The following is a 14,458-nucleotide window of genomic DNA, read 5'->3' on the forward strand; positions in this document are numbered from 1 at the left end:
GGGGCCGAGAATGACCTGGGACATGACAACCGCCGCCGGCGCGGACTTCGACGTGTCGCTCGGCGAGGTCAAGCTGGACTTCGGTGGCGGTGGACGCACTGGGAACAGCGTCGAAATCGCTGTGACGAATACCGGCACCGAGGCAACGGTCCGGGTGACGATGCTGGTTTCGGTGGCACAGGACGCTGCTGCTCTTTTTGCCGCGGGCGAACTGCCCTCGAAGACGGTTTTCAACCTCAACGGCACGACAAGCGATCTCGGCTCGGTCGACCCGGCACTGTTCGAGGATACCGCCGAAAGCGGTCTGCCCCTGCCGCTCAAGGCGTGGTGGACCAACTCGAAGGGCCGGAATTTGCCCGCAAATGAGCGGCTTGTGTTCCACTTTGCCGACTTTCCGCTGTCGGTGCCGCCGGGCACCGCGCAGGTCTGTGTCCTTGTGCAGGTAATGAAAGGCCGTGTCTGGCAGACGATTCTGCGCCGGACGGTCGACATCGTGAAGGACCCGCCAAGCGCGGACCGTGCCAGCCTTGTCTATTTCCGGTCCAGCGATGATGTCGTCTCCCATGCCGGGCGCGATCCGGTCGAACTGTCGTTTCTTCTGGCCATTCCCGACGAGGACCAACGCAGCAACGCCCGTGTAGCTGTTCTCAGGAACGGTGTGCCGATTGACCTCTCCCGCTCGGATGGCGGACGGGGAGGCGGCTCGGGCGTGACGATCGATGCCGAGGCGGGTACGCTCCACGGCGTTCTGACCGATTTTCCCTCGATCACCACCACGTACCGGCTTCGCGTGACGTTTCCCGATCCCGATGGCGGGGTCCGACCCGACGCCCGGATCGAGGAAACGGTTCTTGTGCAGGTCCTCGCGCCGGGCTGGAACCAGATCACCTTCGCGGATGAAAGCCCTCTGCAACTCTTCGCCCATACCGCCTTCGGGGTCGGAGATCAGGTGGGGCTCTACGGGCTTTTCCATCTGGGTGAACGCAAGGTCGGGTTGCGGTTCTCGGCCGGCGGGCTCGACGACTGGGTGCCCGCAGAGAACGGCCTGTTTCCGCGCGAAATGGTCGGCAGACGCTCATCGGGCGGAATGGAGACAAGCCCCGGCGTCGTCTATCAGAACCGCATCTGGCTCGTGGGCGGAAGCAGCGTGGACATGAACCGCGACGGGGCAGATGTCTGGTCCTACGGGCGCGATCCGGACACAGGCGAGACAGGCTGGCGGCGCGAGGACGTCGCGCCGCTGCCCGACAATGTCCAGACCCCTCCCGACAAGCGGCTCGGCCGGGCGGGGCATTCCTGCGTGGTCGTGGCCGGCGAAGACAGCGAAGAGCGGCTTCTGGTGATCGGCGGATTTCAAAAGCAGAACCGTTCCTATTTCAGCGACGTGCTGGTCTTTCAGCCCGAAACCCGGGATTGGGAGGTCTACGCCACGGCCCCGTGGACGGCGCGGCGCGGGCATTCCTGTACCGTGTGCAACACGAAGGATGGCCACGAAATCTGGCTCTTCGGCGGGAATTGCTCGGGCACGGACTTCAATGACATCTGGATGAGCAAGGACGGCAAGACCTGGGACAAGCAGATCGACATCCTTCCTTCTCCGGGCGGGCCGCTCGGGGCTTCGCTGGGAACGACTTCGCGGCATGATGGCACGGATCGGGTCGTCGTGCTGGCCACGTTCCTCGACCAGCGCGAGAAGGGCAACACCACCGTCTCGTACATGTTCGAACTGAAGGACGAGAACAAAGTCTGGCACCGGGTCGACGTGGGCCGGGGCTGGCAGACATTTTCCGGCGCGCATTTCGGGCTGAGGTCGCTATCGTTCGAGGGGCGGCTCTATCTCTGGTCGGTCAGCCCGTTATTCCAGAAAGAGCCGCCCGTCCGGCTGAGTATCCTGTTGTGAAGGGGCACATCATGAGATCGACACCATTCGTACCGGGCCGGCTGCGGCCCGCCGCACGCGCGCTTCTCGGCTGTCTATGCGCCGTGGCGACCGCTTCCGCGCCCGTCTTCGCCCAGGAGCCGCAGAAAACCTGGGTGACCACGATTCTCGATACCAGCGACATCACCAACGGCACCGGCGTCTATCTCGACGAGGGCGAGGGCGAGACCTTCACAACTCTTCTCAACAACGCCGAAACGCTGAGCTTCCAGATACCCGAACGACCCGGCGAATGGCGTGTGATTTCGGGCGACCTGATCCTGCGGCGGCAGGATTCCGGAGGTGGCGAGGCGGAGATAGAATTATCCGCCAAACCCCGGACCGCGACCGTCGGTCAGCATAACCACTCCCTGCCCACTGCGCTGCAGGAGATCGTCTTTTACGGATCTGACCCCGAACAGGGCGAGATCACCCGGTTCGACTTCCGCCGCCTTGACTGGGCCTTCGCACGCAATCAGGCCCCCGATGTCGACATAACGCTGAAGACCGTGGGCGGCACCAACGCGCAGCGCGTCTGGCACGGGCAAACGGCCGAAATCGCGTCTTTCCGTCCGCGCCTGCAACTGACCATGCAAGGGGCCGGGCAGGAGCGCATCCAGTCCGTGGGACTGGAGGGGCTATCTTCTCCCTATGGCGCGCGGCCGGGCAACCCCGAGGGGGGCAACTATGTCCGCTTTCCTGCGTCGGTCCAGTGGGACGCCCCCTTCGTCGAGAATGCCTATCACGTGATCTTCTCGCCCCCGTTTTTCTATTCGCTGACACCGGGCTTCCTCAGATCGCTGCGGGTCAGGGTGACGGGCTGGCGACACGGTGACACCAAGGTCACGCCGGCCAACGCGATGGGAACAGACCTGCTGATGTCGGACACGGACCGCATCTATGCGGTTTCGCAGGCCTCGGCCGCAGCCTGGTATCTCGAGCCGGACGCGAAAGAGTGGAACCCTGTCACTTACCGGCAGGGGGCCGATTCCTTTCCGGTAAGACCGCCGACACCGGCTGACGTCCTTCCCAACGAGGACCCTTCCATCGGGCCGGACGGCAGCCTCTATTTCGCCAGCGGCCAGCACTTCATCGGACTTAACCCAAGGCTTGCGACGCTCTGGCGCGTCCCCATGCGCGAGGGCAAGGTCAGTGTCGCGACCGTGGGCCCGACCGGGCGCTGGGTGTATGTGGTGACGACGCAGGGCTGCGTCGATGACCCCGAAGCCGCCATTCCCGCCTGCGGCCTTCTGGCGGTGGATACCGCGACGGGGGGCGTGCGGTATGCGCCCTTGCCTTTCCCAAACGACCTGTCACTTGCGAGCGAGCCCATCCTACACGCGCCCGTCGTCATTCAGGACGGGGACCAGTCCGAATGGGTCTACGTGGCCACGATACCCGACCTTGGCGCGCCGGGCAGCGCAACGCTCGCCGCCTACGAGAACCCGCTGACCGACATCGAGGACCGGGACGAACTGGAATACCGCTGGCACAAGGTCGGCGTTTTCGGTCAGCCGGTCCCCGACGGTGTCGTTCCCGGTCCAAACCAGCACAAGTCGCTTCTGATACCCCGGCTGATGCCCCCGGACAGGGGCGGCACTTGGACCGTGGTCGCCGCCGACTGGAAAAGCGGGCAGGGCACAGACATCGTTATTCTGACGATGGGGCCGGGCGAAAGTCTGACACCCCGCTCGGCGCGCGTCGTCGTGGCCGACGATATCGGCTACTACCTCGATACGGCGAGCAGGCAGCTGGTGGGGCTCAGTCCCCGGCCAGGTGCGTCTTCGCGCAGCTTCGTACCGGTGACGGGTAACGTTATCGAAGGCTGGCCCTCGGGGACGCAGATGACGCTTCACGCCGCCAGGAACGGGGCGCTCTACCTGGTGGGCTCGGACCGCAATGTCTGGGATCTGGTCCTGTCGTCTGCCAACCGGGTAAATACCGACTGCATCTGGTCGCCCGGCCGGTTCAGGATCATCGAGGGGCAGACCGACGGGCTGGATGTGATCATGACACCCTTCGACAACGTTCTGCTGCCGGAAGGGTTCAAGGGGCGTGACCTTGCAGTGGCGGGTGGCGAGAAGGTCAACGATTGCTGAGCGGTCGCCCGAAGCCCGAGGAAAGAGAAGGTATCAGGCATGGACAAACTCATGTCGCCCGAAGCGCTTGAGATCGCCGGGTATATCGGCGTGGGGCTTTATCTCGGCTCTTACGTGCTTCTGCAGTTCGGCGTCATACTCGGCAGCGGCAGTCTCTACTCGGTTCTGAACCTTCTGGCCGCCTGCTTCGTGCTGGCCAGCCTGATGTCCGCCTTCAACATGTCTTCGGCCATCATTCAGGTGACATGGATCGTGATCAGCGTGGTTGGCCTCAGCCGTCGCGCGATCCTGAACGCGATGGTCCGCTTCGACCCCGACGAGCGCGCCTTTATCGATGACGTCTTCCCCGCCATGCCCAAACCTCTCGGACGGCGGTTTCTGAACCGGGGCAACTGGGTCACGTTCGACCCCGGCACCGAGATCACCCGCGAGGGCGAGCCGGTTGCGAACCTGGTCTATCTGTCCGACGGGCAGGCCGAGGTCGTCAGCGGCGGGCAGAGTGTCGCGACGCTGTCGCGCGGCCTGATCGGCGAGATGAACGTGCAGGCGGGCGGCCCCGCCTCGGCCACGGTAAGGGTCGATGCGCCATCCCGCGCCTTCGTCATTTCGCGGAGCGCGCTCCTGACGCTCGGCCGCCGCGATTCCGATTTCAGCGCCCTTCTGGAACAGGCGCTCAGCCGGTCAGTCCGCGAGAAACTGGCCGAGGCGAATGCCCGCGCGTCGGGGCGCGCCAGAGGTGCGTAGGTCTCGTTCGAGGCGTCAGAAGGGGCTTGTCCCCCGGCAGTCAGGCACCGACAATGCACGTTATGCGGGACAGGCGGATACAGGGACGGACATGACGGCCAGAAGGATCGGCACGGGTGGCTAAAGACCCCGATCTCGCCCGCGAGCTGCGGATCGACGAGGCGGTCGAGGTCGTTCTCGCCTCGCCGCGCATCCTGATCGGCATGTCCTTCGCGTTTATCATCCTTCTGGCCAATCTCGGGCCCGGCGTCCTGATGGGCTGGGCGGGTCTGCCGGCGGCGGTGATCTTCGTGATGATCTACCTCGCGATGAGCGGGTTCTTCCGCCTTCGCCATCGCGACCGGCCCACAGACGTCTCGGCCCGGCGGATGCGGTCGTTCCTGATCTTCGCGGTCGTGATGGGCGCGGGCTGGGGCATCATGCTGTCGCTCATCATTCAGGCGGGCGACGAGCGGACGCGCACCGTCGCGCTGCTTCTGGCCTTTATCGGCACGTTCGCGACGACCAGCATCAACTCCACGCGCGTGTCGATGGGTTTCGGTTTCACCACCCTCGGGATCACGTGGCTGACGGTGCTCTGGACCGGGGCGCTGCCCGCTTTCGGCGCGTCGGTCATGTTCGTGCTGGCCTACCTGACGATCTCCTATTTCGCGCATCAGTCGCAGCAGACCCGGATCGCGGCGATCAAGCAGACCATGGCGAACACCCGCGCGATGGAGGCGCGGTTCCAGGCGGAAGAAGACCTGCGCACGGCCCAGATCGAGGCCGCCGAGCGCGAGAAGAGCCGCCAGATGGAGCTGAGCGCCACGCAGCGGAACGTCATCAACGCCATTCCCTTCCCGCTGATCCTGGCCCGCGGGGACTCGGCGCTGGAGGTTACGCCGGCCGCCCGTGCGCAGTTCGGTGTCAGTGAGGCGACCGAACTGTCCGAGATCACGCTGAGCGACTTTTTCGTCGATCCGGCCACCCCGGCAGAGATCCTCGGCCGCATTCAGGCGGATGGCGAGTTGAACGATTTCGAGACGCTGATGAAGAACACCTCGGACGAGGAGTTCTGGGTCACGATTTCCACGCGCTCGCTGGTCTACGAAGGGCAGAAAAGCTGGCTCAATGCGATCTACGTGATCGACGCGAGGAAGCGGATGGAGCAGGAGCTGGGCGCGACCCGTGATCGCGCGGTGGCAGCGCTCGCCGATCTCAGGAAAGCGCAGGAGCAGCTGATCCACGCCGAGAAGATGGCGGGCCTCGGTCAGCTCACGGCGGGGATCGCGCATGAGATCAAGAACCCGCTCAACTTCGTCAACAACTTCGCCAAGCTCTCGACCGAGATGCTGGACGAACTGGCCGAGCTTCTGTCGGACGGTGTGACCTATGCCGATGACGACACCCGCGAGGATGTCGAGGACACGCTCGCCACGGTGCGCGAAAACCTCGTCAAGATCGACCAGCATGGCGGGCGTGCCGACAGCATCGTCAAGAACATGCTGTCCCATTCCCGTGAGGGCACCGGCCAGCGCGAGACGGTGGGCCTGAACGGGCTGGTCAAAGAGGCGCTGAACCTCGCCTATCACGGTGCGCGGGCGTCGGACGTGTCTTTCAATGCCGATATCCAGACCGAATGGTCCGACGATGTGGGTGACGTGACCGTGGTGCCTCAGGAAATTCAACGCGTCTTCCTCAACGTGATCTCGAACGGCATCTACGCCGCCGGCAAGTCCGCCGCCGCCGGGGGGGCGCCTGCGCAGATCGCGATTTCCACGCGGGCCGAGGGGGGCGACTACGTGGTCGACGTCACCGATAACGGCCCGGGCATCCCCGAAGATGCCCGAAAGAGGATTTTCGAGCCGTTCTACACCACCAAACCGGCGGGTGAGGGGACAGGGCTGGGCCTCTCCATGAGCTTCGACATCGTCAAGGCGCATGGCGGGCGGATCGACCTGACCAGTGCAGAGGGCGAGGGCACGACCTTCACCATCCGCCTGCCGAAAGCCGCCCGAGGGGAGGCCCCAGAATGACCGGGGCCCGCCGCATCCTCGTCGTCGATGACGAGCCCGACATGGCCGAGCTTTTCCGCCAGCAGTTCCGCCGTGAAATCCGCAAGGGTGTCTACGAGTTCCGTTTCGCCGAGCGCGGGCAGGAGGCTCTCGACGTGCTGGACGGCGAGACGCCCGCGGTGCTTCTGTCGGACCTCAATATCCCCGGCATGGACGGGATAGAGCTTCTGGAGCGGGTCAAGGGGCTGCGGCCGGACCTGCCGGTCATCATGGTCACCGCCTATGGCGACAGAGGCACGACCGAGAGGGTCAAGGGGCTGGGCGCGGAAACGCTGGTGCCGAAGCCGGTGGATTTCGACCTGCTCAAATCCACGCTTTCCGAGCTTGTCGCGGCGGAGGGGCGGCGATGAGCGTGCATCGCATCCTCGTGGTCGATGACGAGCCCGACGTCGAGCACCTGTTATCCCAGAAATTCCGCCGCGAAATCCGCAAGGGCGAAATGGCGCTCGCCTTCGCCCGTGACGGGCAGGAGGCGCTGGACCTTCTGGACGAGGACCCCGACTTCGCGCTGGTCCTGTCGGATATCAACATGCCGCGGATGGACGGGCTGACGCTGCTCGGGCATCTGGCCGAGCGGCACCCCGACCTGAAGGCGGTCGTGGTATCCGCATATGGCGACATGCAGAACATCCGCACCGCCATGAACCGGGGCGCCTTCGACTTCCTGACCAAACCCATCGACCTCGCCGATCTTCAGGTAACGATCGACAAGACGCTGAGGCATCTGGACGAGACCCGCGCCCTCAAGCGCGCCAAGTCAGAGGCGGAGCTGGCCCGCGCGACGCTCGCCCGCTATTTCTCGCCCTCCGTGGTCGAGATGGTCTCGGGCGGGGGCGAGTTGCCCAAAGGCGGCGAGCGGCGGCAGGCGACGTTCCTCTTCACCGATCTGGCTGGCTTCACCAACCTCGTCGAGACGACCGACCCCGATACGGTGGTCGAGCTTCTGAACGCCTATTTCGACGGGCTGGCGCGCACGATCTTCCAGCATGGCGGCACCGTGATGAAGGTGATTGGCGACGCGATCCACGCCATGTTCGGCGCACCCGTCGAGCAGCCCGACCATGCCGCACGCGCGGTGGCCTGCGCTCTGGATATCGACCGGTTCGCCGAGGCGTTCCGCGCCGACTGGCAGGGGCGTGGCCTGCCCCTCGGCATCACGCGGATCGGGGTCAACACCGGCTCGGCGGTGATCGGCAATTTCGGTGGCGAGAGCTTTTTCGACTACACCGCCTACGGCGCCGCCGTGAACACCGCCGCGCGTCTGGAGGCCGCCAACAAGACCCTCGGCACCCGCATCGCGGTCAGCCGGTCGGTGGTGGACGAGGTGCCGGAGTTCACGGGCCGCCCTGCGGGCCTTTTGCGGCTGGCGGGTCATGCCGAGCCGGTCATGACGTTCGAGCCGCAGCCCCCGGAGACCGCCGGAAGCGAGGCGATGGCCGCCTACCGCGCCGCCTTCGACGATCTGGCGCAGGGCCGGCCCAACGCGCGGCAGTCCTTCGCGGCGCTCATCGGAACGCTGCCCGACGACCCGCTGACGCTTCTCCACCTTCAACGCGCTCTGGGCGGCGCGTCGGATGTGCTGGTGGATTGCACCGCGAAATAGAGTCACAGGCCCGGATTGGGCAGCGAGCTGGCGACCTTCCGCACGAGGTCCGAATTGAATTGCGCCGACAGCGCCACCCGGAATTTCGGCCGCTTTTTCATCAGCTTCCTGAGGACCGCGCTGTCCCATTCCAGGTATTCGGTTCCCGGCTCGGCCATCACGGTCGCGGTCGCGGGCTTGCTCGTCAGAAACGCCACCTCTCCGATGAAGATGCCCGCGCTTGCCGGTGTCTCCTGCCCTGATTTCACGATCCGCACGCGCCCCTCATGGATGAAGAACAGCCGCTCCGATGCCGCCCCGTCCTGCATCAGCACCGTTTCCGTCCCGGCCTTGCGCACTGTCCCGCGCTTCAGAAGGCGCCGGAACTGTCCGGGCGTCAGCATGTCGAACCGCGCGAAAAGCGCCTTGTCGCGCTCGGACATGCCAAGCGTCGTGCGTTCCATCACGACAATGGAGATCATGAAGAGATTCGTAAGGGCGAGGCCCGCGGTGGACAGAAAAATCTCGCTGATCGCCGCGCCGGAATGCAGGTAGTGATAGAGCAGAAACGCCGCGCTGCCCGAGAGCATGAGCAGGCGGAGGCGCAGCTCGTCCCGGGCGAGATAGGCGAAGAATTGCAGCAGAAATCCGAGATAGGCGAGGTGCCCGGCCGTCAGGCCGAAATCCAGTTCCACGTCGCCTCTCCCCTTGTCGTCCCGGACCGTCCGCCAGGGCGCTGGTGGGTCCGGTCTTCCGAACGGCAGAATAGGGAGGGGCGGGGAGGCGCGCAAGAATGTCGGTGGGTTGAGCACCCAAGGGATTCGGATCGTCTGGACATGGCCGCGCTTTCGCCGAGCGGGCGGCGAAATCTTGCGATCTGCCAGGTATTGAATAGTCTGGTCCCAATGACCGACACTGAACGCGACACTGTCCTCCAGTGCCTTTACGAGGCGTTCGGGATGATCGCCAAACCCACGCCAATGACCTCGTACAAGGGGTCGCATTGCGACGAAGAGGTTGACGCATTCAACCGCCTTGACTGGGAAGAGGTCACATTGTCCGACTATGTCTCGGCCATGGAAGGGGTCATCATCTGCCCGCCAGCCACAAAGGTTTACCTGCTTCCCCGTCTTTTCAAGATGGTGATGCTACGCCGGGCGTCCGATGTCGACGACCCGGTTGATAATGTGTCCATGGAACTGGAGGCTTGGCCTGTGGATCCTGAAGTCGAGCGCGTGCTGACCGACCTGCAGAAAAAAGCGGTCGTTGCGGCGTGGTCCTACCTCGACAGATGCCATTACTATCCAAGCGGAAGCCACGTCGCGCGCGAACTTGCCGCCCATTGGGGGCTGGACAAGGCGTGAGCCCGTCGCAGCGGCGCAAATCGCAGCGCCGACTGTCGGGCTGGAGCGAGTCTTGCGGAACGGAAATTCTGTCTGGAGAACTGGCAGCCCGTAGGGGAATCGAACCCCTCTTTCCAGGTTGAAAACCTGGCGTCCTAACCGATAGACGAACGGGCCAGCGCTGTGGGCGGGTAATTAGGGAAAGTCGGGAGGAAGGGCAAGAGGGTTTTTCGGCCTTTTTGCGGATCGCCCTCAATCCGCCGGGGCGGCGTCCTCCAGCCGAAGCTGCACCGACTGCCGGCCGCCCCAGTGGTTGATCTCGAGCCGGCCGGCCAGGTGGAACCGCGCGCCACCATGGGCGGACAGACGCTGGCCGAGATCGGTGTCGAAGGCGCCGAAGGCGATGGCGTCGAGCCGCGCGCCGAGGCCATCGCCGAAGCTCAGTTTCAGGTGGCCGCTGCCCACCTGTTTGGCGTGAAGAATCGCAACGTTCGGAAAGGCGAAACGCGGCGCGGGCGCGGCCTGACCGAAGGGGCCCGCGGCCTCGATCTCGTTGATCAGGTCCGGCGTGGCGGCTCCGGGCATCAGGGGCGCATCGACACGCAGGTCACGCGGACCGCCAGCGCCCGCGCCCTCGCGGGCCAAAAGCTCGCCCAAACGCGCCATGGCGGGTTCCAGCTGGTCGCGCGCCACGGTCAGGCCGGCAGCCATGCGGTGTCCGCCGCCCTTCAGCAAAAGCCCCTCGGCGGCGAGTTTCTGAACCGCGTGGCCCAGATCGACACCCGCGACCGAGCGGCCGGACCCCTTGCCCTCGTCGCCATCCAGGCCGATGACGACCGCGGGGCGGTTCGTGGCCTCTTTCAGACGGGCTGCGACGATGCCCACGACACCGGGATGCCAGCCCTCGGCGGCGGCCCAGACGAGCGGCGCGTCGAGCCCGCGCTCCTCGGCCTGGGCCAGCGCGGCGGCGCGGACGGCGGCCTCGACCTCGCGGCGTTCGGTGTTGAGCTGGTCCAGCCGTTCCGCCAGCGACCGCGCTTCCTGCGGATCGACGGCCGACAGGCAGCGCGCGCCCAGGTCCGCGCGTCCGATCCGCCCGCCCGCGTTGATCCGGGGTCCGAGGATGAAGCCCAGATGATAGGCCGAGGGCGGCGCGTCGAGGCCTGCGACATCGGCCAGCGCGGCCAGCCCCGGCCGTGCGCGGCGGGCCATCACGGTCAGACCCTGCCGGACGAAGGCGCGGTTGACGCCGACGAGCGGCGCCACGTCGGCAACGGTGGCGAGCGCCACGAGGTCGAGCATGCCCATCAGATCCGGGACGGGTTTGCCCTGCTCACGAAGCCGCCGGTTGGCCTCGACGAGGACCAGAAACACCACGGCCGCCGCGGGCAGATGGGCCAGATCGCCGCTTTCGTCCTGACGATTGGGGTTCACGACGGCCACGGCTTCGGGCAGCGTCTCTTCGCCCAGGTGATGGTCCAGCACGATCACATCCGCGCCTTTCGCGGCGGCGATGGCGTCGAAAGACAGCGTGCCGCAATCGACGCAGACGATCAGGTCGTGGCTTCGGGCGAGAGTGGCCATGGCCTCGGGGTTCGGGCCATAGCCCTCGTCGATCCGGTCGGGAACATAGAGCGTCGCGTCGCGGCCGAGCTGCCTCAGCCAGTCGAGGAGAAGCGCCGCCGAAGCGCCGCCATCCACGTCGTAGTCGGCGAAGACCGCGATCTTCTGGTGGCCCGAGACGGCGGCAATAAGCCGTTCTACCGCCGCGCCCATGTCGCGGAGGCGCATCGGATCGGGCAGGAGCGAGCGAAGCGTCGGCGAGAGATAGCTCTCGGCCTCGTCGGGCACGACGACTCTCGCGACAAGGATCCGGCAGACCGGATCGGGAAGGCCGGTGGATTGCGACATCGCTTCGGCCAGTCTGAGCGCCTCGGCCCCGGGTCCGGTCCAGCGCCGGCCCGTGATCGACGCGGTCACGCCCAGAAAACAGGTATCTGCCGTTTGTTCGGTCACGTCTTGTCCAGTCCGGAGGATTTCGCGAAGCGGGAGGGTAATCGCGCCCTCAGCCGGTGGAAAGAGCAGGGGCGCTGCCCCTCTTCGCCTGCGGCGAATTCACCCCGGAGTATTTCTAAACAGAAGAAGCGAAAATTTGATTCAAATTCTCTTCGCCTGTTCTCAAATATCCCGGGGAGCGCGAGGGGCGGCGCCCCTCGCTGGCCGGTCATCTTCCGATGGGGTGGCGGTAGGTCATGCGCCGGACCGAGCCGGTTTTCGAGCGCATCAGGATGGTCTCGGCGGTCAGGACCCCGGGTTCCCGCTTGATGCCCGGCAGGATCGAGCCGTCGGTGACACCGGTGGCGGCGAAGATCACGTCGCCTGTAACCATGTCGTCGCGGGTATAGACCCGGTCGAAATTCTTGATCCCGGCCTTCTTGGCGCGGTTCTTTTCGTCGTCGGACCGGAAGACGAGCTTGCCGAACATCTGGCCGCCCATGCATTTGAGCGCCGCTGCCGCCAGCACGCCTTCGGGTGCGCCGCCCGAGCCCATGTACATGTCGATGCCTGTGGACGGCTCGGCGCAGTGGATCACGCCGGCGACGTCGCCGTCGGTGATCAGGCGGATCGCCGCGCCGGTAGTGCGGATCTCGGCGATCATCTCCTCGTGGCGGGGGCGTTCCAGCACGCAGACGGTGATGTCTTCGGTCGAACAGCCCTTGGCGGCGGCCAGGGCCGAGACGCGTTCGGCGGGGGACATGTCCATGGTGACCACCCCGCGGCGGAAGCCGGGGCCGATGGCGAGTTTCTCCATATAGGTGTCCGGCGCGTGCAGCATCGATCCGCGCGGGCCCATGGCGATCACCGCGAGCGCGTTCGGCATGTCCTTGGCGGTCAGCGTCGTGCCTTCGAGCGGGTCGAGGGCGATGTCCACTTCGGGACCGGTGCCCGAGCCCACTTCCTCGCCGATATAGAGCATCGGCGCCTCGTCGCGCTCGCCTTCGCCGATGACGACCACGCCCTTGATGTCCAGATGGTTGAGCTGGGTGCGCATCGCGTCCACGGCGGCCTGGTCGGCGGCCTTTTCGTCGCCCCGGCCGATCAGCCGGGCCGAGGCCAGGGCTGCCGCTTCGGACACCCGCGCGAGGCCGAGGGACAACATGCGGTCGTGGAATTCGGGTTGGGTGCGCATCGGGTGGCTCTCCTATGATCCGTTGGACCTTCGATACTGTCCGGTCCGGAAGGGGGCAAGGACAAAGCCCGGAGCGGTCCGCGCCCGAATTGTCGCGGGCGCGGGCGCTTTTTCAGGTTTTCCCGACCCTTCGGTCCCGGTATACGCCAATCGGCATCAACGCAGGGAGTTCCGGGCATGGCCAATGTGGTGGTCGTCGGCGCGCAATGGGGCGACGAGGGCAAAGGCAAGATCGTCGACTGGCTGAGCGAGCGGGCGGATGTGATCTGCCGCTTTCAGGGCGGTCACAATGCGGGCCACACGCTGGTCATCGACAAGGAGGTCTACAAGCTCCATGCGCTGCCTTCGGGCGTCGTGCGGGGCGGCAAGCTGTCGGTCATCGGGAATGGCGTCGTGCTGGACCCCTGGCATCTGGTCAAGGAGATCGAGACGATCCGCGCGCAGGGTGTCGAGATCACGCCCGAGACGCTGATGATCGCCGAGAACACGCCGCTGATCCTGCCCTTGCACGGCGAGCTGGACCGCGCCCGCGAGTCGCAGAACAGCGTGGCCAAGATCGGCACCACCGGGCGGGGCATCGGCCCGGCCTATGAGGACAAGGTGGGCCGCCGTGTGGTCCGCGTGGCCGATCTGGCCGATGCGGCGACGCTGGAGAAGCGGGTCGACCGGCTCTTGGTGCATCACGATGCGCTTCGCCGGGGGCTGGGTCTTGAGCCTGTGGACCGGGACGCGCTTCTGAAGATGCTGAACGAGATCGCGCCGGAGATCCTGCAATATGCTCAACCCGTCTGGAAAGTTCTGAACGAGAAGAAGAAGGAAGGCCGCCGCATACTGTTCGAAGGGGCGCAGGGCGCGCTTCTGGATATCGACTTCGGCACCTATCCCTTCGTCACCTCGTCCAACGTCATTTCGGGTCAGGCGGCGACCGGCACGGGGATCGGACCCGGTTCGATCGATTTCGTCCTTGGCATCGTCAAGGCCTACACCACCCGCGTGGGCGAGGGGCCGTTCCCGACAGAGCTTTTCGACGAGGACGGGCAGCGTCTGGGCGAGCGGGGTCACGAGTTCGGCACCACGACGGGCCGCAAGCGCCGCTGTGGCTGGTTTGACGCGGTTCTGGTCCGCCAGACCTGCGCCACCTCGGGCGTGTCGGGCATCTCTCTGACCAAGCTCGACGTGCTCGACGGGTTCGAAGAACTGAAGATCTGCGTGGGCTATGAGCTGGATGGCGAGCAGTTGGACTATCTGCCCACCGCTGCCGAAAGCCAGGCGCGCGTCACGCCGATCTACGAGACGATGAAGGGCTGGTCTGAATCGACTGCAGGCGCCCGGAGCTGGGCCGATCTGCCGGGCGAGGCGGTCAAGTATGTGCGCCGGATCGAGGAGCTGATCCAGTGTCCCGTCGCGCTTCTGTCGACCAGCCCCGAGCGGGACGACACGATCCTCGTCACCGACCCCTTCGCGGACTGAGTGTCGCGGGGCTCTGGCCCCGCCGCGCACCGCCCCTATCTGGGCGGCCAAAGGAGAC

General features: G+C 65.7%; 11 protein-coding genes and 1 tRNA gene. 8 read left to right on the forward strand and 4 right to left on the reverse strand.

All coding sequences use genetic code 11. The annotated features are described in order from the left end of the window. Nucleotides 1–10 precede the first annotated feature (10 nt). The 6 genes from GQ651_RS15170 (at nt 11) to GQ651_RS15195 (ending at nt 8,418) form a co-directional block, all read left to right on the forward strand. Entirely contained in the window at nt 11–1,900 is a 1,890-nt protein-coding gene (locus tag GQ651_RS15170; RefSeq protein ID WP_160765043.1) for a Kelch repeat-containing protein, read from the forward strand. Between the two features lie 11 nt (nt 1,901–1,911). Continuing rightward, complete coding sequence (locus GQ651_RS15175) at nt 1,912–4,017, forward strand: hypothetical protein (RefSeq protein WP_160765044.1); 2,106 nt, start codon at nt 1,912–1,914, stop codon at nt 4,015–4,017. Nucleotides 4,018–4,056: 39 nt separating this feature from the next. Continuing rightward, entirely contained in the window at nt 4,057–4,761 is a 705-nt protein-coding gene (locus GQ651_RS15180; RefSeq protein ID WP_160765045.1) for a cyclic nucleotide-binding domain-containing protein, read from the forward strand. A gap of 116 nt (nt 4,762–4,877) precedes the next feature. Then, nucleotides 4,878–6,776 carry a sensor histidine kinase gene (locus tag GQ651_RS19060; RefSeq protein ID WP_160765046.1) on the forward strand — a complete coding sequence of 633 codons (1,899 nt, stop codon included), beginning with the start codon at nt 4,878–4,880 and terminating at the stop codon, nt 6,774–6,776. Beyond that, complete coding sequence (locus GQ651_RS15190; RefSeq protein WP_160765047.1) at nt 6,773–7,165, forward strand: response regulator; 393 nt, start codon at nt 6,773–6,775, stop codon at nt 7,163–7,165. The genes GQ651_RS19060 and GQ651_RS15190 overlap by 4 nt, the downstream gene beginning before the upstream one ends. Then, nucleotides 7,162–8,418 carry an adenylate/guanylate cyclase domain-containing protein gene (locus tag GQ651_RS15195; RefSeq protein WP_160765048.1) on the forward strand — a complete coding sequence of 419 codons (1,257 nt, stop codon included), beginning with the start codon at nt 7,162–7,164 and terminating at the stop codon, nt 8,416–8,418. The genes GQ651_RS15190 and GQ651_RS15195 overlap by 4 nt, the downstream gene beginning before the upstream one ends. A 2-nt stretch (nt 8,419–8,420) precedes the next feature. On the opposite strand, the gene GQ651_RS15200 is transcribed toward GQ651_RS15195, so the two are convergent. Further along, nucleotides 8,421–9,092, reverse strand: coding sequence for a Crp/Fnr family transcriptional regulator (locus GQ651_RS15200; RefSeq protein ID WP_160765049.1), 672 nt, complete (start codon nt 9,090–9,092; stop codon nt 8,421–8,423). 210 nt (nt 9,093–9,302) lie between these two features. Between GQ651_RS15200 and GQ651_RS15205 the strand changes: the two genes are divergently transcribed. After that, nucleotides 9,303–9,761, forward strand: coding sequence for a hypothetical protein (locus GQ651_RS15205; RefSeq protein WP_160765050.1), 459 nt, complete (start codon nt 9,303–9,305; stop codon nt 9,759–9,761). 81 nt (nt 9,762–9,842) lie between these two features. Here the strand turns inward: GQ651_RS15205 and GQ651_RS15210 are convergent. The 3 genes from GQ651_RS15210 to glpX form a co-directional block, all read right to left on the reverse strand. After that, a tRNA-Glu gene (locus GQ651_RS15210) sits at nt 9,843–9,917 on the reverse strand. Between the two features lie 75 nt (nt 9,918–9,992). Then, entirely contained in the window at nt 9,993–11,756 is a 1,764-nt protein-coding gene (recJ, locus tag GQ651_RS15215) for a single-stranded-DNA-specific exonuclease RecJ (protein ID WP_319637453.1), read from the reverse strand. Nucleotides 11,757–11,964: 208 nt separating this feature from the next. Then, complete coding sequence (glpX, locus tag GQ651_RS15220) at nt 11,965–12,930, reverse strand: class II fructose-bisphosphatase (protein ID WP_160765051.1); 966 nt, start codon at nt 12,928–12,930, stop codon at nt 11,965–11,967. Nucleotides 12,931–13,107: 177 nt separating this feature from the next. On the opposite strand from glpX, the gene GQ651_RS15225 reads away from it, so the two are divergent. Further along, nucleotides 13,108–14,400, forward strand: a complete 1,293-nt coding sequence (locus GQ651_RS15225) for an adenylosuccinate synthase (RefSeq protein WP_160765052.1) — start codon at nt 13,108–13,110, stop codon at nt 14,398–14,400. Nucleotides 14,401–14,458 lie beyond the last annotated feature (58 nt).

It is taken from the genome of Kangsaoukella pontilimi (assembly GCF_009830125.1).
Classification (GTDB): Bacteria; Pseudomonadota; Alphaproteobacteria; order Rhodobacterales; family Rhodobacteraceae; genus Kangsaoukella; species Kangsaoukella pontilimi.